Origin of the sequence: Thalassococcus profundi (assembly GCF_003344785.1) — a bacterium.
Classification (GTDB): domain Bacteria; phylum Pseudomonadota; class Alphaproteobacteria; order Rhodobacterales; family Rhodobacteraceae; genus Puniceibacterium; species Puniceibacterium profundi.
In genome coordinates, this window is record NZ_QPMK01000001.1 from 38,601 (window position 1) to 60,015 (window position 21,415).

At 66.1% G+C, this 21,415-nt stretch carries 18 protein-coding genes; 10 read left to right on the forward strand and 8 right to left on the reverse strand.

What is annotated here, in order from left to right; all coding sequences use genetic code 11:
* Positions 1–2: 2 nt before the first annotated feature.
* Complete coding sequence (locus DU478_RS00190) at positions 3–704, reverse strand: response regulator transcription factor (protein WP_114508919.1); 702 nt, start codon at positions 702–704, stop codon at positions 3–5.
* 351 nt (positions 705–1,055) lie between these two features.
* Between DU478_RS00190 and DU478_RS00195 the strand changes: the two genes are divergently transcribed.
* Entirely contained in the window at positions 1,056–2,654 is a 1,599-nt protein-coding gene (locus DU478_RS00195; protein WP_114508920.1) for a phosphoenolpyruvate carboxykinase, read from the forward strand.
* Positions 2,655–2,885: 231 nt separating this feature from the next.
* Positions 2,886–3,419 (forward strand): DUF3859 domain-containing protein, encoded by a 534-nt coding sequence (locus tag DU478_RS00200; protein ID WP_114508921.1) that lies wholly within the window; start codon positions 2,886–2,888, stop codon positions 3,417–3,419.
* Between the two features lie 32 nt (positions 3,420–3,451).
* Here DU478_RS00200 and DU478_RS00205 read toward each other — a convergent pair whose 3' ends face one another.
* Positions 3,452–4,222, reverse strand: coding sequence for a sulfite exporter TauE/SafE family protein (locus tag DU478_RS00205; RefSeq protein WP_114508922.1), 771 nt, complete (start codon positions 4,220–4,222; stop codon positions 3,452–3,454).
* 146 nt (positions 4,223–4,368) lie between these two features.
* Here DU478_RS00205 and DU478_RS00210 point away from each other — a divergent pair, with 146 nt between their 5' ends.
* A complete protein-coding gene (locus tag DU478_RS00210) occupies positions 4,369–6,057 on the forward strand; it encodes an acyl-CoA dehydrogenase family protein (RefSeq protein ID WP_114508923.1) in 1,689 nt (562 codons plus the stop codon).
* A 19-nt stretch (positions 6,058–6,076) separates the two neighbouring features.
* The gene (locus DU478_RS00215; RefSeq protein WP_114508924.1) at positions 6,077–6,544 is read left to right on the forward strand and encodes a hypothetical protein; all 468 of its coding nucleotides are present in this window, start codon (positions 6,077–6,079) and stop codon (positions 6,542–6,544) included.
* Between the two features lie 170 nt (positions 6,545–6,714).
* Here DU478_RS00215 and DU478_RS00220 read toward each other — a convergent pair whose 3' ends face one another.
* Positions 6,715–9,216, reverse strand: coding sequence for a GcvT family protein (locus DU478_RS00220; protein ID WP_114508925.1), 2,502 nt, complete (start codon positions 9,214–9,216; stop codon positions 6,715–6,717).
* Positions 9,217–9,915: 699 nt separating this feature from the next.
* Between DU478_RS00220 and DU478_RS00225 the strand changes: the two genes are divergently transcribed.
* From DU478_RS00225 to DU478_RS00250, 6 genes are read left to right on the forward strand one after another with little or no spacing between them, the layout of a single operon-like run.
* Positions 9,916–10,962, forward strand: a complete 1,047-nt coding sequence (locus DU478_RS00225; protein WP_114508926.1) for a rod shape-determining protein — start codon at positions 9,916–9,918, stop codon at positions 10,960–10,962.
* A 30-nt stretch (positions 10,963–10,992) separates the two neighbouring features.
* Positions 10,993–11,922: a rod shape-determining protein MreC gene (gene mreC / locus DU478_RS00230; protein WP_114508927.1), complete on the forward strand. Its 930-nt coding sequence runs from the start codon at positions 10,993–10,995 to the stop codon at positions 11,920–11,922.
* Positions 11,915–12,454 carry a rod shape-determining protein MreD gene (locus DU478_RS00235; protein ID WP_114508928.1) on the forward strand — a complete coding sequence of 180 codons (540 nt, stop codon included), beginning with the start codon at positions 11,915–11,917 and terminating at the stop codon, positions 12,452–12,454. The genes mreC and DU478_RS00235 overlap by 8 nt, the downstream gene beginning before the upstream one ends.
* The gene (gene mrdA / locus DU478_RS00240; RefSeq protein WP_114508929.1) at positions 12,451–14,370 is read left to right on the forward strand and encodes a penicillin-binding protein 2; all 1,920 of its coding nucleotides are present in this window, start codon (positions 12,451–12,453) and stop codon (positions 14,368–14,370) included. Before DU478_RS00235 ends, mrdA begins: the two co-directional genes overlap by 4 nt.
* Positions 14,367–15,506 carry a rod shape-determining protein RodA gene (rodA, locus tag DU478_RS00245; protein ID WP_114508930.1) on the forward strand — a complete coding sequence of 380 codons (1,140 nt, stop codon included), beginning with the start codon at positions 14,367–14,369 and terminating at the stop codon, positions 15,504–15,506. Before mrdA ends, rodA begins: the two co-directional genes overlap by 4 nt.
* Before the next feature lie 2 nt (positions 15,507–15,508).
* Complete coding sequence (locus DU478_RS00250; RefSeq protein WP_114508931.1) at positions 15,509–16,444, forward strand: 2-hydroxyacid dehydrogenase; 936 nt, start codon at positions 15,509–15,511, stop codon at positions 16,442–16,444.
* A gap of 223 nt (positions 16,445–16,667) precedes the next feature.
* On the opposite strand, the gene DU478_RS00255 is transcribed toward DU478_RS00250, so the two are convergent.
* The 5 genes from DU478_RS00255 to DU478_RS00275 are packed head-to-tail and all read right to left on the reverse strand — an operon-like array spanning position 16,668 to position 21,400.
* Positions 16,668–17,078, reverse strand: a complete 411-nt coding sequence (locus DU478_RS00255; protein ID WP_114508932.1) for a PaaI family thioesterase — start codon at positions 17,076–17,078, stop codon at positions 16,668–16,670.
* Entirely contained in the window at positions 17,075–18,091 is a 1,017-nt protein-coding gene (locus DU478_RS00260) for a phosphotransferase family protein (RefSeq protein ID WP_114508933.1), read from the reverse strand. The genes DU478_RS00255 and DU478_RS00260 overlap by 4 nt, the downstream gene beginning before the upstream one ends.
* 3 nt (positions 18,092–18,094) lie before the next feature.
* On the reverse strand, positions 18,095–19,330 hold the full coding sequence (locus tag DU478_RS00265; RefSeq protein ID WP_114508934.1) for an acyl-CoA dehydrogenase family protein: 1,236 nt from the start codon (positions 19,328–19,330) through the stop codon (positions 18,095–18,097).
* A 2-nt stretch (positions 19,331–19,332) separates the two neighbouring features.
* Positions 19,333–19,776: a MaoC family dehydratase gene (locus DU478_RS00270; RefSeq protein ID WP_114508935.1), complete on the reverse strand. Its 444-nt coding sequence runs from the start codon at positions 19,774–19,776 to the stop codon at positions 19,333–19,335.
* Positions 19,766–21,400 carry a long-chain-fatty-acid--CoA ligase gene (locus tag DU478_RS00275; RefSeq protein WP_114508936.1) on the reverse strand — a complete coding sequence of 545 codons (1,635 nt, stop codon included), beginning with the start codon at positions 21,398–21,400 and terminating at the stop codon, positions 19,766–19,768. Before DU478_RS00275 ends, DU478_RS00270 begins: the two co-directional genes overlap by 11 nt.
* Between the last annotated feature and the right edge of the window lie 15 nt (positions 21,401–21,415).

Here is a 21,415-nt window from a genome sequence, read left to right on the forward strand (position 1 = left end):
GATCACTCTTCGTTATAACGGTACCCAATACCATAGAGCGTCTCGATCGCCGAGAAATCATCGTCGGCGCTGCGCATCTTCTTGCGCAGACGCTTGATGTGGCTGTCGATGGTCCGGTCGTCGACATAGACCTGGTCGTCATAGGCCACGTCCATCAGCTGGTCGCGCGACTTGACGAAGCCGGGGCGCTGCGCCAGCGCCTGCAGCAGCAGGAATTCGGTCACGGTCAGCGACACGTCCTGGCCCTTCCAGGTCACCGAATGGCGCAGCGGGTCCATGGTCAGCGACCCGCGGGTCATCAGCTTGGTCTCTTCGGTGTCGCCGACGATGTCGCCCGCCACCGCCTCCTGGCGGCGCAGCAGCGCGCGGATGCGTTCGACCAGCAGACGCTGCGAGAACGGTTTCTTGACGTAGTCGTCGGCGCCCATGCGCAGGCCCAGAACCTCGTCGATCTCGTCGTCCTTGGAGGTCAGGAAGATCACCGGCATCTTGGATTTCTGCCGCACGCGCTGCAGCAGGTCCATGCCGTCCATGCGCGGCATCTTGATGTCGAAGACTGCCATGTCCGGCAGCTTCTTGTTGAACGCATCCAGCGCCGCCTGACCGTCGTTATAGGTTTCGACCTCGAAGCCCTCTGCCTCCAGAGTCATGGACACCGACGTCAGGATATTCCTGTCGTCGTCCACCAGGGCGATTTTCGACATGGTTGATTTCCTTCAACTGCTCTTGTTGCCTGTTTTTTTCCGCACTATGCGTTGTTTTCATCCTTGCAACAATAGCCAAGTGCGAATCAGCCAACGGTCCGCCGGTCATTGCAGCCGAAAATTCTCAAAGAATGACTAAATTGCCTCACCTTTCGCGGCGGGTGCGAAACTTGGTTGCGCTAAACCTTTTCCTGGTATCGCTAACTGTGCGTTTGCGCGCTGTTCACCGTCGAAGACCCCGTGCTAAGACCGATACATTCGGACGTGTCCTGCGCCCGATGGCCCGCCCGAATTGTCGACCGCGGGCCCAGGAAGGATCGCCGCCTCACAGCGGCTACAGGAGCTTGGCAAATGACATTCGGACGGGTGAACCCGCAATTCCGCCTCGAGGATCAAGGTATCGAGGGTCTGGGAAATGTCTATTACAACCTGATGGAGCCGGCATTGATCGCCGAGGCGCTGAAGCGCGACGAAGGCACGCTGGGCAAGGGCGGTGCGTTTTTGGTGTCCACCGGCACCTTTACCGGACGGTCGCCGAAGGACAAGCACATCGTCAAGACCGACAGCGTCGCCGACAACATCTGGTGGGAGAACAATGCCGCGATGTCGCCCGAAGGGTTCGACGCGCTCTACGCGGACATGGTCGCCCACATGAAGGGTCGCGACTACTTCGTGCAGGACCTCGTCGGCGGCGCCGATCCGACCCATGCCATCGACGTGCGGGTGATCTCGGAGCTGGCCTGGCACAACCTCTTCATCCGGCACATGCTGCGCCGTCCCGACCGCGAGGACCTCGACGCCTTTACCGCCGACTGGACGATCATCAACTGCCCCAGCTTCAAGGCCGATCCCAAGAAGCACGACTGTCGGTCCGAGACGGTCATCACCATGAACTTCGACCGTAAGATGATCCTGATCGCCAACACCGAATACGCGGGCGAGAACAAGAAATCCGTCTTTACCCTGCTGAACTACCTGTTGCCGGAAAAGGGCATCATGCCGATGCACTGCTCGGCCAACCACGCGGTCGGAAACCCGGTGGACACCGCCGTCTTCTTCGGCCTCTCAGGCACCGGCAAGACCACGCTGTCGGCCGACCCGGGACGCGTCCTGATCGGCGACGACGAACATGGCTGGTCGGACCGCGGCACCTTCAACTTCGAAGGCGGCTGCTATGCCAAGACCATCAGCCTGAGCCGCGAGGCAGAGCCCGAGATCTACGACACCACCACCAAGTTCGGTACGGTGATCGAGAACATGGTCTTCGATCCCGAGACCTTCGAGCTGGATTTCGAGGATGACAGCCTCACCGCCAACATGCGCTGCGCCTACCCGCTGGAATATATCTCCAACGCGTCCAAGTCGGCGCTCGGCGGGCATCCCAAGAACATCATCATGCTGACCTGCGACGCCTTCGGCGTGCTGCCCCCGATCGCGCGGCTGACACCGGCGCAGGCGATGTACCACTTCCTGTCGGGCTTCACCGCCAAGGTGGCCGGCACCGAACGGGGCGTGACCGAACCGCAGCCGACCTTTTCCACCTGCTTCGGCGCGCCCTTCATGCCGCGCCGGCCAGAAGCCTACGGCAACCTGCTCAAGGGCAAGATCGCCAAGCACGGCGCCACCTGCTGGCTGGTGAACACCGGCTGGACTGGCGGCGCCTACGGCCAGGGTCAGCGGATGCCGATCAAGGCCACCCGCACGCTGCTGACCGCGGCGCTGGACGGCACCCTGGCCGGGGCCGAGTTCCGCAAGGACCCGAACTTCGGCTTCGACGTGCCGGTGACGGTGCCGGGCGTGCCCGAACTGCTGCTCGACCCGCGCCGGACCTGGGACGACAAGGCGGCCTATGACGCGCAGGCGGAAAAGCTCGTGCAGATGTTCGCCGACAATTTCGAGCAATATGTGCCCTTCATCGACGACGACGTGAAGGCCGCCGCCATCGGCTGAGGACCAAAGACCCGGGCCGCTGGCGCCGAGGCGTTCCAGCGGCCACCGATCCCCGCCCGGCCAAGCGGGAGACATTGCGCTGCGCGCACGGGTCCAAGATGCGTCAACTCTCCCGCGTTGGCCGCGAATGTCCCGGTTTCTCGCTTTGACAGCGGCGCCGCACCGGCGCAACGCCGCCTTCGCCTGTCATGACCCGTTGAAAACCGCCCCCGCCCGGCGCATCATGGTGTCATGATCCGCACCCTCGCCCTCGTCTGCTGCCTCGCCGCCCTCCCCGCTTCGGCCGATCCCGGCACCGCGCGCTTCAGCGACAAGCTCCTGTCGCTGACCCAGGGCGTGTTCTGCGAGGTCGAATCCAGCGAATCCGTCGAGGCCCCCGGAACTGTCGCCGGCCGCATCGAGCTTTACGACGAGGTGCCGGAATTCCAGTGGCTGAGCACGCGGGTGCCGGCGGTGCTCGGTCTCAGCTTCGGCATCAAGACGCAGACCGACGGGCGGCTGCTGCAGGGGGTGGTCATCACGCTCACGCATCCGCCCTTCAAGGACAGCGGCGCCACCGAACAACGCTATGTCACCAGCATGGGCGGCACGGGCGTCTCGATCAACGCCTATACCTTCGACCTGCCCGAAGAGATGGTCCAGGGCACCTGGACCTTCACCGCAACGCAGGGCGGGCGGGAGATCTACAAGGCCAGTTTCGACGTGGTCTCGCCGCTGCAGGAACCCGAAATCGCCGGCTCCTGCGGTTTCGCGGCCATCTCCTGAACCGTAGGGTGGGTTTGCAACCCACCGGCCCGTCAGCCGAAGAAAGCCCGTCGCAGCAGGTTCAGCCCGGCGATCAGCAGCACCGCCAGCGTCGCCTTGCGGAACAACGTCTGGTCGATCCGGTCCTGGATGCGCCCGCCGATCCACATGCCCACCACCGCCGATGGAATAAGCGTCGCCGAGAACACCGCCGTGCGCGCGTCGAGCACGCCCGATCCCACATGCGCCGCCGTCAGCGCCACCGCACCCAGCCCGTAGATCACGCCCTGGATGCGCATCTGTTCGCGCTTTTCCGTGCCGAGCGCGGTGAGATAGGCCACCACCGGCGGTCCCCAGACGCCCGAAAGGCCGCCGATGAAGCCCGCGAAGGCGCCGATGCCAAGCTCCAGCCTGACGCTCGGTCCGCCCGGCAGCTCGCCCTTCCAGCCCAGCAGCTGTGCACAGGCAAAGGCCGCCACCGGCCCGCCGATCAGCGCCAGCATCACGGCGACCGGCAGCACAGTGACCAGCTGCGCCGAAATCAGCAGCATCACCAATCCGACGCCTAGGAACAGGCGGAAGCGATACATCGACCCCAGCGCCGCGCCCGCCCCCTGGCGCAGTGCCTGCATGCCGTTGGTGACAAGCGTCGGCAGGATCAGGCCGGCCAGGGCCAGTTCCGGCGCGATGACCGAGCCCATGCCCGAGATCATGATCATCGGCATGGCAAAGCCCACCACGCCCTTGACGATGCCCGCCAGCAGGGCAATTCCAAGACATAAGGCGAATGCCGGGGCCGGTACGAGGTCGAAAAGCGTCTCCATCCCGGTCTCATAGCAAAGCCCCGCTGCGCCCACCGCAAAATTCGACCGCGCAAGAATTGAACAATTGGACGCAGACTGGGGTATTTTTGTTGCGCTGCACCTGCAAAGTAGGTATGCGGGGCGGAACATTGGAAAGGACGTGACTCATGGCCCACGACGGACAAGACCTGACCCTGGAACAGCCTGTGCTGCTGCCCGACCTCCTGACCCTGACCAAGGCCGCCGTCGCCCCGGTGGACACGGTCTACGACACCGCCCGCAGCGCGCTGCGCGACAAGGTCACCGAGAACGGCCGCGTCTCCGGCGCCCTGATCGAAGCGCACCAGACCGCGGCGCACGGGCTGGCGTGGCTCGCCACCTACCGCGAATCGCTTCGGCAGATGCAGAACTGGGCCGAGAAACTGGTCGAAGAGGGCAAGTTCGGCGAGGTCGAACAGCTGATCCTCCAGATCGCCTTCGGCGAATACCTGGGCCAGATCGTCGGCGGCATCCCGATGAGCCAGGGCGAGATCATCCGCCTGCGCGACCTTGGCCTCGGCTCCGACGCGGTGATGACCCTGTGCACCGGCGATGTCACCACCCTGATGACACGCGGCAACACCCAGGCCGCCCGCGAACGGCTGGTGACGCTCATGCAGGAGCGCAATGCCGATGTGACCGTGGGCGCCACCGGGCTCGACGACGAGCTCGAGATGATCCGCGACCAGTTCCGCCGCTTTTCGGTCGAAAAGGTCCTGCCGCATGCCCACGACTGGCACCTCAAGGACGAGCTCATCCCGATGGAGATCATCGAGGAACTGGCCGAGATGGGCGTCTTCGGCCTGACCATCCCCGAGGAATACGGCGGCTTCGGCCTGTCCAAGGCGTCGATGTGCGTGGTCTCCGAGGAACTGTCGCGCGGCTATATCGGCGTGGGCTCCCTCGGCACCCGGTCCGAGATCGCGGCGGAACTGATCATCGCCGGCGGCACCGAGGAGCAGAAACAGAAATGGCTGCCGCAGCTCGCCAGCGCCGAGACCCTGCCGACGGCGGTCTTCACCGAACCCAACACCGGTTCCGACCTCGGCAGCCTGCGCACCCGCGCGGTCAAGGACGAGAGCGACGACTACAAGATCACCGGCAACAAGACCTGGATCACCCACGCCGCGCGCACCCATGTGATGACCCTGCTGGCGCGCACCGATCCCGACACGACCGATTACAAGGGCCTGTCGATGTTTCTGGCGGAAAAGACCCCCGGCACCGACGACGCGCCCTTCCCCACCGAGGGCATGACCGGCGGCGAGATCGAGGTTCTGGGCTACCGCGGCATGAAGGAATACGAGCTTGGCTTCGACGGCTTCCACGTAAAGGGCGAGAATCTGCTGGGCGGCGAAGAGGGCAAGGGCTTCAAGCAGCTGATGGAGACGTTTGAGTCGGCCCGCATCCAGACTGCCGCCCGCGCCATCGGCGTGGCGCAATCGGCGCTCGACGTGTCGATGCAATACGCCCAGGACCGCAAGCAGTTCGGCAAATCGCTGATCGCCTTCCCGCGCGTGTCGGGTAAACTCGCCATGATGGCGGTCGAGATCATGGTGGCCCGCCAGCTGACCTATTACTCGGCCTTCGAGAAGGACGAAGGCCACCGCTGCGACATCGAGGCCGGGATGGCCAAGCTGCTCGGCGCGCGGGTCGCCTGGGCGGCGGCCGACAACGGCCTGCAGATCCACGGTGGCAATGGCTTCGCGCTTGAGTATAGCATCAGCCGAATCCTCTGCGACGCCCGGATCCTCAACATCTTCGAGGGCGCCGCAGAGATCCAGGCGCAGGTGATCGCCCGTCGCCTGCTGGGCTAGACAAGACGGAAGAGGTTCCATGATCCGACGTACCCTGACCACCGCCGCGCTCTGCGCGCTGCCCGCCATCGCGCAGGCCGCCGACATCGACGCGATGCTGGAGCGGCTGGAGATCGCGAGCGAAGCCGCGGCAGAAGAGCTCACGGATTTCTATCGCGAGCGCCTGCCGGAATATGAAGACAAGATCCCGGACCTGAGCTGGGGCGAGCCGATGCGCGAGGCCAACCGCTGCATCCTGCGCAATATCGAGGCCGCGGGCGGCGATGCGGCGGTGACCGAATACGTCGAGGCCAACGAAACCTGGGCGGAATACGAGATCACCACCCTGCGCGACATCGGAGAAGAGATGCCGCCGGTGCTGCTGTCGGAACTCGTGGCCCAGCTGGGCCAGAGCTGCGGCGCCAGCGCCATCACCGTAAAAAAGATCGAATCCTCGGGCTTCGGCGAAGTGATGCGCCAGCCCGACATGGCCGAACGGCTGATGTAGCGATCGCGCTTCCGCCCTCGCGGGCGTCCTTGCAAACCAAAGCCCCGCCGGCACTGCCGACGGGGCTTTTTCAGATCAGGGCCAAAGCGCGCGCCCCTTCTTCGGTTTTCAATAACCCTCGGAGAGCACGAGAGGCAGAGCCTCTCGTATCGCGCGGCACGCGCGATTCCTCACCCATCCACCCGGATCACGGCATTCGACGGATCGTAGGGGCTGTCCTCGGTCACCTCGGCGTCCCAGAGCTTGTCGAACATCTTGACCTTCAGCTTCGTGCCCGGCACCGCCAGTTCGGGTTTCACATAGCCCATGCCGATGCTCTTGCCGAAGGCCACCGAATAGCCGCCAGAGGTCAGGCGTCCGACGCGCGTGCCGTCCTCGGCATACAGCGCCTCGCGGCCCCAGGGGTCGGCGTCGTCCGGCCCGGCGATCAGCAGCGTGCAGCACTTGCTGCGGATGCCCTTGGCTTCCATCGCGGCCTTGCCCTGGAAGTCCTTTCCCAGGTCCACGAAGCGCGGCAGATCGGCCTCGAGCGGCGTGGCGTCGCGGCCCAACTCGTTGCCGAAGGCGCGGTAGCTCTTTTCCTGCCGCAGCCAGTTCTGCGCCCGTGCGCCGACCAGCTTCATCCCGTGGGCCTCGCCCGCCTTTTCCAGCAGGTCGAAGAGGTAGTTCTGCATCTCGATCGGGTGATGCAGCTCCCAGCCCAGCTCGCCGGTATAGGCGACGCGGATGGCCCGGACCGGGCACATGCCCAGCTCGATCTCGCGGCACGACAGCCACGGGAAACGCTTGTTCGACAGGGCGGTCGCCGGATCGGCGTCCTTGATGACCGCGTTCAGCACGTCGCGGGATTTCGGCCCGGCGATGGCGAAGACGCCCCATTGCGTGGTGACGTTCTGTATCTCGATATAGCCGAACTCGCCCGCCTTGTCGGCGGCGCATTTGCGCAGGAAATCGGCGTCGTAATCGGTCCAGGCACCGGCAGAGACGAGGTAGTACTCGTCCTCGGCCAGACGCACGATGGTGTATTCGGTGCGCGTGGTGCCCTGCGCAGTCAGCGCGTAGGTCAGGTTGATGCGGCCCACCTTGGGCAGCTTGTTGCAGGTGAACCAGTCGAGGAACTGTGTCGCACCCGGCCCCTTGACCACGTGCTTGGTGAAGGCCGAGGCGTCGATCAGGCCCGCGGCCTCGCGGATCGCCTTGGCCTCGTCCACGGCATATTGCCACCAGCCGCCGCGGCGGAAGCTGCGGGCGTCGTGGTCGAAATTCTCGTCCGCATCCAGCGGGCCGAAGTAGTTGGGACGTTCCCAGCCGTTGACATGGCCGAACTGGGCGCCGCGGGCCTTCTGGCGCTCGTAGGCCGGAACGGTGCGCAGCGGACGGCAGGCGGGGCGTTCTTCGTCCGGGTGGTGCAGGACGTAAACGTGGTCGTAGGCTTCCTCGTTCTTGCGCGCGGCGTATTCCGTGGTCATCCAGGAGCCGTAGCGCTTGGGATCGAGCGACGCCATGTCGATCTCGGCCTCGCCGTCGACCATCATCTGGGCCAGGTAATGCCCGGTGCCGCCGGCCGCGGTGATGCCGAACGAAAAGCCCTCGGCCAGCCACATGTTGCGCAGGCCCGGGGCCGGACCCACCAGCGGGTTGCCGTCCGGCGTATAGCAGATCGGGCCGTTGAAATCGTCCTTGAGACCCACGGTTTCCGCGGAGGGAATGCGGTGGATCATGCTCATGTATTCCTCTTCGATCCGCTCCAGATCGAGCGGGAAGAGGTCGGCGCGGAAGCTGTCGGGCACGCCGTATTCGAAACGTGCCGGCGCATTGCGCTCATAGGGGCCGAGGATCCAGCCGCCGCGTTCCTCGCGGACGTACCACTTGGCGTCCGCGTCGCGCAGCACCGGGTGCTGGTCGTGGGTCTTGCGGTACTCGACCAGCGCCGGGTCCGGTTCGGTGACGATGAACTGGTGCTCGACCGGGATGGCGGGGATCTTGATGCCCAGCAGCTTGGCCGTGCGTTGCGCGTGGTTGCCGGTGGCGGTGACCACATGCTCGGCGTGGATCACGCTCTTTTCGTCCGACGGCACGAGGTTGCCGCCCTTTTCGACCATCTTGGTGATGCCCACGTCCCAGTGGTCGCCCGTCCAGGTGTAGCTGTCCACCTGCCACTTGCGCTCGATCATCACGCCGCGCTGCCGCGCCCCCTTGGCCATCGCCATGGTGACGTCCGCCGGATTGATGTAGCCGTCGGTCGGGTGGAAGATCGCGCCTTTGAGGTCGCTGGTGTTGACCAGGGGCCAGCGCTCCTTGACCTGGGCCGGGGTCATCCATTCGAACGGCACCCCGCAGGTTTCCGCGGTGGTGGCATAAACCATGTATTCGTCCATGCGGGCATCGGTCTGCGCCATGCGCAGGTTGCCGACCACATAGAACCCGGCATTGAGCCCGGTCTCTTCCTCGAGCGTCTTGTAGAACTTGATCGAGTAGTCGTGGATGTGGGTCGTGGCGAAGGACATGTTGAAATAGGGCAGCAGTCCCGCCGCGTGCCAGGTGGAGCCGGAGGTCAGCTCGTCGCGTTCCAGCAGCATGACGTCATCCCAGCCCGCACGGGCCAGGTGATAGGCGATGGAGGTGCCGACGGCGCCGCCGCCGACAACGAGAGCTTTGACGTGGGTTTTCATGGGGCGCGACTCCGTTGCGATTTGCCCGTGCATACCCGGTTGCAAACCCCGCCGCGAAACTGTCCCGACACGTCATGTCGGGAAAACGACGCGCCCCGAGAATTTCGGACGAGTCAGCGCGGCGCGATCAGGACGTCGGGCGCGGCGACATTCACAGCCGACAAAGCCCGCGCCACGTCGCTGCGGGGGCGTGTTCGAGATGGCAGGGGCCGACACGGTGCCGCGGCCGGCTGTCCGGCCGAAGAGGTGCTGCGGCATGCGCCGGTCTGGGCGTCCAGGTACGGGTTCGACAGACGACAGCGCGCTTGCGGTCGAACTCCGGCCGCTCCGGCCGCCGGATCGACGCAACAGGCTTCGGCCTCCCCACCCTCAGGCCGCGTGTCGCGCTTTGCGATACGGTCGGTTCCGACGGAAACCGACACATGGACCACACCGGAAAACCGCCATCAATGGGCCGGCGCGCCCGGTCGAAGGGCTGCGCGGCAGCGCAGACTCCAACGCCGCTGCACAGGTTTGCGGCATGGTCCGCGCCCGGATCTGCATCATCCTTCAGCGCCGGAACGGTCGGCGAAAACGGTCCAGCGGTTTCATGCTGATCGCCGCAAGACATACCCTTTCACTACAGTCAATCCATGCCTATAAGGGCCACCGGTCTGCCTCGGGAGAGTCGCGGACCTTCATACCATTGGGGCACGGCAAATGTTTGGACTGGAAAAACTCCTCGGCATGTTCTCGGCGGACATGGCCATCGACCTCGGCACGGCGAACACGCTGATTTACGTCAAGGGCAAGGGTGTGGTGCTGTCCGAACCGTCGGTGGTCGCCTACCACATCAAGGACGGCGTCAAGAAGGTGCTGGCCGTGGGCGAGGATGCCAAGCTCATGCTGGGCCGGACCCCCGGCAGCATCGAGGCGATCCGCCCGATGCGCGAAGGCGTGATCGCCGATTTCGACGTCGCCGAGGAAATGATCAAGCATTTCATCCGCAAGGTGCACAAGCGCTCGACCTTCTCGAAGCCCAAGATCATCGTCTGCGTCCCGCATGGCGCCACCCCGGTCGAAAAACGCGCCATCCGGCAGTCGGTGCTGAGCGCCGGTGCCCGCCGCGCTGGCCTGATTGCCGAACCCATCGCCGCCGCCATCGGGGCCGGCATGCCGATCACCGATCCCACGGGCAACATGGTCGTCGATATAGGCGGCGGCACGACAGAGGTGGCGGTCCTGAGCTTGGGCGACATCGTCTATGCCCGCTCGGTCCGCGTCGGCGGCGACCGCATGGACGAGGCCATCGTCAACTACCTGCGCCGCCAGCAGAACCTGCTGGTGGGCGAATCGACCGCCGAGCGGATCAAGACCAGCATCGGTACGGCGCGGATGCCCGACGACGGGCGCGGCTCTTCCATGCAGATCCGTGGCCGCGACCTCTTGAACGGCGTGCCCAAGGAAACCGAGATCAGCCAGGCACAGGTGGCCGAGGCGCTCTCCGAACCGGTGCAGTCGATCTGCGAAGCGGTGATGACCGCGCTCGAAGCGACCCCGCCGGACCTTGCCGCCGACATCGTCGACCGTGGCGTGATGCTCACCGGCGGAGGCGCTCTTCTGGGCGAGCTGGACCTCGCCTTGCGCGAACAAACTGGCCTTGCGGTCAGCATCGCCGACGAGTCGCTCAACTGCGTGGCCCTCGGTACCGGCAAGGCGCTGGAATACGAGAAGCAGCTCCGCCACGCGATTGACTACGACAGCTGATCCGCGCACCTTTGATGTAAAGGGGCTCAATTGGCACGCGACCGCATCAACGGCGAAGACTACACCGGCCCGCTGAAGCGCCTGCTTTTGGCGGTTCTGATCCTGTGCCTGGTCGGTCTGTTCCTGTTCTGGCGCATCGACAGCCCGCGGGTCGAACGGTTCCGCGCGCAGGTGATCGACACGGTGGTGCCCAGCTTCGACTGGGCGATGGCGCCGGTCACGGCCTCGGTCAAGCTCCTGCGCGATTTCCGCAGCTACCAGAACATCTACGAACAGAACCAGGAGCTGCGGCGCGAACTGCGGCAGATGACCTCGTGGAAAGAGGCGGCCCTGCAGCTCGAGCAGGAAAACGCCCGGCTGCGCGATCTCAACAACGTGCGGCTCGATCCGCGGCTGACCTACATCACCGGCGTGGTTCTGGCGGATTCCGGCTCGGCCTTCCGGCAGACGGTACTGATCAACGTCGGATCCCGCGACGGCATCGTCGACGGCTGGGCGACGATGGACGGGATCGGGCTGGTGGGCCGCATCTCGGGGGTCGGCGACAACACCAGCCGGGTCATCCTGCTGACCGATTCCACCAGCCGCATCCCGGCGACGATCCAGCCCTCGGGCCAGCGGGCGCTCATCATAGGTGACAACACCGCCGCGCCGCCCATCGATTTCCTCGAGAACCCCGACATGGTGCGCCCCGGCGACCGCATCGTGACCAGCGGCGACGGCGACGTCTTCCCCCCCGGCTTGCTGATCGGTCAGGTGGCGCAGGATCCCGGCGGACGGCTGCGGACGCGGCTGGCGGCGGATTACGAGCGGCTCGAATTCCTGCGCGTGCTGCGTGACCACGGCGCCCGCAAGGTCAGCCAGCCCAGCGCCCTGATCCTGCCGGACGAACCGCCCGGCACCAACACGCCACCGCCCGAAGAAATCGCCCCCGACACCGCGGAGGCCGCCGATGGTTGACCAAGGCGCCGCCCGGACCTGGACCATGCGCGCGGCCTTCGTGCTGATCTGCCTGGTGATCGTGTTCTTCCACCTGCTGCCGCTCGAGACGACGCCGCGCCGCTGGGCCGCGCCGGACCTGATCGTGGCGCTCTGCTTTGCCTGGGCGCTGCGCCGGCCCGACTACGTGCCGACCTTTGCGGTGGCCGGGGTGATGCTGCTGGCCGACCTGGTGTTCCAGCGTCCGCCGGGTCTCTGGGCGGCGCTGGTGGTGCTGGCGGTGGAATGGCTGAAATCCCGCGAACGGCGGCACCGCGATAACACATTTGTGCTGGAGTGGATCACCGTCGCGGGGTGCCTGCTGGCCATCACATTGGTATACCGCCTTATCCTTCTCTTGCTCATCGTGGCACCCGGCACCATGTTCCTCACGCTGATCCAGTATGTCATGACACTCGCCTTCTATCCGGTGGTGGTGGTTCTTTCGCACCTGATCTTCGGCGTGCGCCGCTCCACCCCCGGAGAGGTCGACCGGCTGGGGCATTCGTTATGAGACGCACCCCGAGAGACAGCGCAGAAAGCGTGCGCAAGATCTCCCGCCGCGGCCTGATCCTGGGTGGTGCGCAGCTGGGCTTTGCCGGAATCCTCGGCCTGCGCATGCGCTTCATGCAGGTCGATCAGGCCGACGAATTCCGCCTGCTGGCGGAAGAGAACCGGATCAACATCCGCTTGATCCCGCCGTCGCGCGGGCAGATCTTCGACCGCAACGGCGTGGTGATCGCCGAGAACGCGCCCAGCTACCGCATCACCATGGTGCGCGAGGATGCCGGCAACGTCGAGGACGTGATCGCGCGCCTGTCGACCCTGGTCGAGCTTGACGAGGACGAGCTGAACCGCGCGCTGACCGAGATGGACCGTTCGGCGCCGTTCCTGCCAATCACCGTCGCCGACCGGGTCAGCTGGGAAGACATCAGCCGCGTCGCCGTCAACGCCCCGGCCCTGCCCGGCGTGACCCCCGAGGTCGGCCTGTCGCGCTTCTATCCGCATCACGAGACCTTCGCCCATGTGGTCGGCTACGTCGGCCCGGTCAGCGAGCGCGACCTCGCGCGGTACGAGGACCCCGAACCGGTGCTGCGCATCCCCCGCTTCCAGATCGGCAAGGTCGGGGTCGAGGCCAAGTACGAGGAACAGCTGCGTGGCGATGCCGGGGCCAAGCGGGTCGAGGTCAACGCCGTGGGCCGGGTGATGCGCGAGCTCGACCGCCGCGAGGGCGACGCCGGCACCGACATCCAGTTGACGCTGGACAGCGGGCTGCAGGAATACTGCAAGGCGCGGCTCGGCCAGGAATCCGCCTCTTGCGTGGTCATGGACCTCGAACACGGCGACATCCTCGCCATCGCATCGTCGCCCTCCTACGACCCCAACAAGTTCGTGCGCGGCATCTCGGTCGCGGATTATTCCGTGCTGCGCGACAACAACCACCGGCCGCTGGCCTCCAAGACCGTGCAGGACGCCTATCCGCCGGGCTCGACCTTCAAGATGATCTGCGCGCTGGCGGCGCTGGAATCAGGGATCATGTCCGCCGATGACACCGCCTATTGCCCCGGCCATCTCGAGGTCGGATCGCGGCGCTTCCACTGCTGGAAACGCGCCGGACATGGCTGGGTCAACCTCGAGGAAAGCATCCGCGAAAGCTGCGACGTCTATTATTACGAACTGGCGCTCAAGGTCGGGATCGAACGCATCGCCGAGATGGCCCGCCGCCTGGGCCTGGGCGAAGCGCCCGACGTGCCGATGTCGGCGGTGACGGCGGGGCTGGTCCCCGACAAGGAATGGAAGCTGCGCGAACGCGGCGCGTCCTGGCTGATCGGGGATTCGGTCAACGCCTCCATCGGGCAGGGTTTCGTGCTCTCCTCGCCGTTGCAGCAGGCGATCATGACCGCGCGCATCGCCACTGGGCGCAACATCGGCCCGCGGCTGGTCAAGCGCATTGACGGCGTGGACACGCCGTCGCGCGGCGGCGAGAGCATGGGCATGAACGAAAACCACCTGCGCCAGGTGCGCAAGGCGATGCATGCGGTGTCCAACAACCGGCGCGGCACCGGCTACCGGTCGCGCATCGTCTCCGAAGGCTACGAGATGGCCGGCAAGTCCGGGACCAGCCAGGTGCGCAACCAGGTCGTGCGCAACGAGGACGTGCCGTGGGAACAGCGCGACCACGCGCTTTTCGTCAACTTCGCACCCTACAACAATCCCCGCATCGCCGTGTCTGTCGTGGTCGAACACGGCGGCGGCGGTTCTGCCGCCGCGGCGCCGATCAACCGCGACGTGACCCTGCAGGCGCTCTACGGCGGGACCCCGCCGCTCGAAGCCTATCCCTCCGCCGACCGCAGCCGCATCAAGGCGCAGCAGGAACGCTTTGCCCGCGAACGCGAAGAGCGGCTCAGCAACGCGTCGAGCCGCGCATGAGTTATCTCGAATATACCGTCAAGACGGTGCCCGCGGGTTTCCGCAAGGTGCTGTATCTCAACTGGCCGCTGGTCATCCTGCTGACGGCGGTGGCGGGCGTCGGGTTCCTGATGCTCTACTCGGTGGCCGGCGGGTCCTTCAGCCCCTGGGCCGAACCGCAGATGAAGCGCTATGTCCTCGGGCTCATCGCGATGTTCGTGGTCGCCATGGTCCCGATCTGGTTCTGGCGCAACATGGCGGTGGTGGCATACATCGTCTCGGTGCTGCTGCTGGTGGTGGTCGAGTTTTTCGGAGCCGTCGGCATGGGCGCGCAGCGCTGGATCGACCTCGGCTTCATGCGGCTGCAGCCGTCAGAGCTGATGAAGGTCACCATGGTGATGCTGCTCGCGGCCTATTACGACTGGCTGCCGATCAAGAAGACCTCGCGCCCGCTCTGGGTCCTGTTGCCGGTGGTGCTGATCCTGCTGCCGACAGGGCTGGTGCTCACCCAGCCCGACCTCGGCACCGCGCTGCTGCTGATCATCGGCGGCGGGCTGATGATGTTCATCGCCGGCGTTCACTGGGCCTATTTCGGCATGGTGATCGCCGCCGGATCTGGCTTTGTCGCGATGGTGTTCCGCAGCCGCGGCACCGACTGGCAGATGCTGAAGGACTACCAGTTCCGCCGGATCGACACCTTCCTCGACCCAAGCTCGGACCCTCTGGGCGCGGGGTATCACATCACCCAGGCCAAGATCGCCATGGGCTCCGGCGGATGGACAGGGCGCGGCTTCATGCAGGGCACGCAAAGCCGGCTGAACTTCCTGCCTGAAAAGCACACCGATTTCATCTTCAACACCCTGGCCGAGGAATTCGGCTTCGTCGGCGCCGTCTCGCTGCTGATCCTCTACGTGCTGATCCTCGTTTTCTGCATCTTCTCCGCCCTGCAGAACCGCGACCGGTTCTCGTCGCTGCTGACACTCGGGATCGGGCTCACGTTCTTCCTCTTCTTTGCCGTGAACATGTCGATGGTCATGGGCCTGGCGCCGGTCGTCGGCGTGCCGCTGCCGCTGGTCAGCTACGGCGGCTCGGCCATGCTGGTGCTCATGGTCGCCTTCGGCCTCGTGCAAAGCGCCCATATCCACAGACCGAGGTGACCATGCCCGTAACCGTCCTCTTTGCCGCCCGGCCCGACCGCTGGGCGCATTACGAAGCCCCGCTGCGCAGTGCGCTGGACGCCACCGGACTCGATTACGACCTGCGCACCGAGGCCGCGCCCGAAACCGTCGACTACATCGTCTACGCGCCCAACAGCGCGGTGCGGGACTTCACCCCCTACACGCGGCTCAAGGCCGTGCTGAACCTCTGGGCCGGGGTCGAAGGCGTGGTCGGCAACGACACCTTGACCGTGCCGCTGACGCGGATGGTCGACGACGAGGGGCTGGGCCAGGGCATGGTCGAATACGTGACCGGCCACGTGCTGCGCCATCACCTCGGCATGGACGCGCATATCGTCAACCCCGAGAACCGCTGGGACGCCAGCCCGCCGCCGCTGTCGCGTGACCGCCCGGTGGCGATCCTCGGCTTCGGTGCGCTGGGGCAGGCCTGCGCGCGGCAACTCGTCTCCCTGGGCTTTCCGGTCCGCAGCTGGAGCCGGTCGGGCCACGAACAGGACGGTGTCGAGAGCTTTTCGGGTGCCGACGGAATCGACGCTGCCCTGAGCGGCGCGCAGATCGTCGTGCTGCTGCTGCCCGACACACCCGCCACCCGCGGCGTGTTGAACGCCCGCACCCTGGCCCTGACGGCGCGGGGGGCGGCGATCGTCAACCCCGGCCGCGGTCCCCTGATCGACGACGCCGCCCTGATCGCGGCGCTCGACAGCGGCCAGATCGGCCATGCCACGCTCGATGTCTTCCGCACCGAACCCCTGCCGCAGGACGATCCCTACTGGACCCACCCCAAGGTCACGGTGACCCCGCACATCGCTTCAGAAACCCGCCCCGACAGCGCCAGCCGCGTCATCGCGGAAAACGTGCGCCGCGGCGAAGCCGGAGAGCCGCTCCTGCACCTCGTGGACCGCGGCGCCGGCTACTGACCCCGCTCCGGACGCAAACCCGCGATTTGCGCGACGGCAAGGCCGGAGGCTGGCGCCCACCGCCCCGGCGCGGAACGCCCGACACGGGGCGCCCCTTCATCTTGCCGATAAACCTCCAGAGAGCACGAGAGACAGCGTCTCTCGTATCGCCCGTCGGGCGATGCTGCTGCGCCGATGCGCAAGCGCATCGGACGGCGTCTCTCGTATCGCCCGGAACGGGCGATCATCCGCCCTTGCGATAACGGAACACGCCCGTCCCCTTGGCGATCACCTCGCCGGTCTCGTCCACCACCGTCGCTTCGGCAAAGAAGGTGCTGCGCCCGCCGCCGGTCTGCCAGCCCTCGCCGATCAGCAGCGCGCCCCTGGGCCGCGACAGGTACTGCACGTTGAGCGACAGGGTCAGCGCCATCTGCCGCACCTCCGGGTCGCCGGTCCAGCAGCCGGCGTAGCCCATCACCGTGTCCAGCAGCGACGCATGCACGCCGCCATGCGGATTGCCGTGGCGGTTCTGCGTGAAGGTCTCCAGCGGCAGTTCGAACCGCGCCCAGCCCTGCCGCCAGCCGGTCATGCGCATGCCCAGATGTGCCGCGAAAGGATAGACGGCCTCGTCGAACCGGGGATCGAGATCGCTCATGCCTGCGCCGCCTCCAGACCCAAAGCGGCAAAGCGCGGCACGAAGGCCCCGAGGCGCGCCGCCTTTTCCGGGTTGGACGCATTGCCGTCCAGCCCACGTCTCTTGACCCCCTGCAGGATCGCCGCCATGCGGAAGAAGGCAAAGGCCACGTAGAAGCCGAAGCCGTCGATCCGGTCCAGCCCGCGCCGGGCGCAGTAGTCGGCGACAAAGGCCTCGTCCGAGGGCAGGCCCAGCGCCACGCGGTCGAGCCCCGCGAGCCCCCGCCCCTCGGGCCCCGGTGGCAGCTGCCATTGCATGATGACACCCGCGAGGTCGGCATAGGGATGGCCGATGGTCGACAGTTCCCAGTCCAGAACCGCACGGCACGCCGGTCCGTCCTCGGCAAAGAGCATGTTGTCGATGCGATAGTCGCCGTGTACCAGCGTGCGCCGGCCGTCCTCCGGCGGCAGGTGCCTGCCCAGCCAGTCGATGAGCCGGTCCATGTCGGGCACGGCGCTGGTTTCCGAGGCGCGGTATTGCTTGGTCCATCGGCCCAGCTGGCGTTCGTAGTAGTTGCCAGGCGGGCCGTAGTTCGACAGGCCCACGGCTTCGATATCGACATCATGGATCGCCACCAGAACCCGGTTCATCTCGGCCATGATGGCGGCGCGCTCTTCTGGCGTGGCCTCGGGCATGGAGGGATCGTCGATGTTGCGCCCCGGCACATGGTCCATGACGTAGAAGGCCGACCCGATCACCGTGTCGTCCTCGCAAAGCGCCAGCATCTCCGGCACCGGCACCGCTGTATCCCTCAAGGCCCGCTGCACGCGGAATTCGCGGTCGACCGCATGGGCGGATTTCAGCAGCACGCCGGGCGGCTTGCGCCGCAGCACGTAAGCGCCCGAGGAACTGTCCAGCCGGTAGGTCGGGTTGGACTGGCCGACGTCGAATTTCCGCGCCGTCAGCGGCCCGCCAAAGCCCGGCACGTGCTCCGCCATCCAGTCGGCCACCGCGTCAAGCTGCGCCTCGTCCATGGCTCAGCCCTTGTTGCCGGTGTATTTGCGCAGCTCGGCGCGGGCGACCTGCCGGCGGTGCACCGCATCCGGGCCGTCGGCAAAGCGCAGGGTGCGGACATGGGTCCACATATGCGCCAGGTCGAAATCCTGGCTGATGCCGCCCGCGCCGTGCAGCTGCATCGCCTCGTCGATCACCTTGCCGGCCATCAGGGGGGCCACGACCTTGATCTTGGAGATCCACGGCTGCGCCGCGCGCACACCTTGGGTGTCCATCATCCAGGCGGCCTTGAGGCACAGCAGCCGCGCCATCTCGATCTCCATCCGGGCGTTGGCGATGATGTCGTAATTGGCGCCGAGCTCGACCAGCTTCTTGCCGAAGGCTTCGCGCGAAAGGCCACGTTCGCACATCATCTGCAGGGCCTTCTCGGCCTGCCCGATGGCGCGCATGCAATGGTGGATGCGCCCCGGCCCCAGCCGGCCCTGCGCCACTTCGAAACCGCGGCCTTCGCCCAGCACGACGTTTTCCGCCAGCACCCGCACATCGGTGAAGCGCAGGTGCAGGTGGCCGTGCGGCGCGTCGTCCTGGCCGAAGACCTGCATCGGGCGGAGCTTTTCCACGCCGGGCGTGTCCGGGTCCATGACGAACATCGTGTGCCGCGCGTGTTTGGCAGCATCGGGGTCGGTCATCGCCATGACGATATACAGACCGCAGCGCGGGTCGCCCGCGCCGGAAATCCACCACTTCTCGCCGTTGAGAACGTAAGCATCCCCGTCCCGCACCGCGCGGAATTTCAGCTGCGCCGCATCGGAGGAGGCGATATCGGGCTCGGTCATCACGTAGGCCGAGCGGATCTCGCCCTCGAGCAGCCGGCCCAGCCAGCGGTCCTTGTGGGCCTGCGTTCCGTAGCGTTCCAGCACCTCCATGTTGCCGGTGTCGGGCGCGTTGCAGTTGAAGACCTCGGCGGCGATGCCGACCTTTCCCATTTCCTCGGCAAGATAGGCGTATTCCACCGTGCTGAGGCCATAGCCGCGCTCCGACTCCGTCAGCCAGAAATTCCACAATCCCCGCTCTTTCGCCTTGGCCTTCAGCCCATCGAGGATCTCCAGCTGCCGGTCGGTGTGGCGGAACCGGTCGCCCGAGGGATGCTTGCCCACCTCGGCGTGAAATTCCGCGTCCAGCGGCGCGATCTCGTCCTCGACCATGCGCCGCACCTTGTCGATCAGCGGGCGGACTTTGTCCGTGATGCCCAGATCCATGCCTAGTCCTCCAATGCGATGCGGGTGATCCAGGCGGCGACCAGCGCCGGCCTGTCCGATCCCTCGCGTTCCATGCTCACGTCCCAGTGCACCGTCAACTGCCCAGGCGCCTCGTCCACGGCCGAGACGGTAAAATGCCCGCGCACCCGCGATCCCACCGGCACCGGCGAGACAAAGCGGATGCGGTCGAAGCCGTAGTTGATGCTGGCGGTCATGCCCGGCAGGTTTGGCGTCACCTGGTAGGACATGGCCGAGAGCATCGACAGCGTCAGGAACCCATGCGCCACGCAGCCGCCGAAGGGCGTCTCCGCCGCCGCGCGCTCTGCGTCGAGGTGGATGAACTGCCAGTCCTCGGTGGCGTCGGCGAAGGCGCGCACGCGGGCCGCGTCCAGCGTCATCCAGTCCGAGGTCTGCGGCGGCAAAAGCCGCAGGTCGTCAGCCAGCATCGGGCAGCGTGTAATCCGCGAAGCGCTCGCGCAGGGTCAGTTTCGACACCTTTCCGGTGGCGGTCATCGGCAGATCCTCGACAAAGGCGATGTCGTCGGGCAGCTGCCATTTCGCCATGCTGCCCAGCATCATCTCGTGAATCTCCGCCAGCGTCGGCGGGTCGTTTGCATACTTCGGCACCACCACCAGCAGCGGGCGTTCGTCCCACTTGGGATGCGCGATGGCGATCACCGCGCAATTGGCGACCTTCGGATGCGCCATGGCAATATTCTCGAGGTCGATGGAGCTGATCCATTCGCCGCCCGACTTGATCAGGTCCTTGCTGCGGTCCTGGATCGACAGGAAGCCGCGTTCGTCGATATGCGCGACGTCGCCGGTGCCGAACCAGCCTTCGGCGTCGATGGCCTGGGCGCTCGCCTCTTCGTTGTTGAAATAGCCCGAGACGATGGCGTTGCCGCGCACGTAAAGCTCGCCCACGGCCTTGCCGTCATGCGGCAGGCGGTTGCCCTCTTCGTCGACGATCTTGAGCTCGACACCGAACATGCGGCGGCCCTGCTTGCACTTGAGCCGGAGCTGTTCCTCTTGCGGCAATTCCCGGTGCGGCGCGGAGAGAAACCCGTGCGTGCCGATGGGCGACATTTCGGTCATGCCCCAGGCGTGGCAGACATCGACGCCGGAGTTCTCGAAGCCCTCGATCATGCTACGCGGCGCCGCCGAACCGCCGACGACGACCTGGGCGAACTTGCCCGGGTTGCGCCCGCGCTTGTCGATCTCGGCGCGCAGGCCCAGCCAGACCGTGGGCACGCCCCAGGCCGAGGTGACGCCCTCGGCCTCCATCAGGTCGAAAAGCGATGCACCGTCGAGTTTCGGCCCCGGCATGATCAGGCTCGCGCCGGTCAGGGGCGCGGCATAGGGCAGGCCCCAGGCGTTGACATGGAAGAGCGGCACCACGGGCAAAATGCGAGCGCCTTCGGTGAGACTGTCCTTGAGCGCGATGGATTCCCCCATCGCGTGCAACACAGTGGAGCGGTGGGTATAGAGCGCGCCCTTGGGGTTGCCGGTGGTGCCGGACGTGTAGCAGAGCGCGGCGGCGGTATCCTCGGGCAGCTGGGGCCAGTCGAAGGTGGTGTCCTGCCCGTCCAGCAGCTCTTCGTAGCAGAGCAGGTTGAGCGGGCTTTCCGGCATGTGCGCCCGGTCGGTCATCGCCACCAGGTGCAGGCCCTTGGGAAGCTGGTCGGCGATGCCCTCGACGATCGGCAGGAAGGTTGTGTCGAAGCACAGAACCCGGTCGCCCGCGTGGTGGATGATATAGAGCATCTGCTCGGCCGAGAGGCGCGGATTGATCGTGTGGCAGACAGCCCCCATGCCCGAAACGCCGTAGTAAAGCTCGAAATGCCGGTGGCCGTTCCACGCCAGCGTCGCCACCCGGTCGCCCTGAGCGATCTCGAGGCCCGTCAGCCCATGCGCCAGCTGCGCGGCGCGCGCGTAGGCCTCGGCATAGGATTCGCGATGCAGGTCGCCTTCGGTCCGCACCGACACGACCTCGCCGCCCGGATGCGCCTCTGCCGCGTAGCGCAGGATCTCGATGATCGACAGCGGCTGGTTCATCATCATGCCTTGCATCCGGCCCTCCCTTGC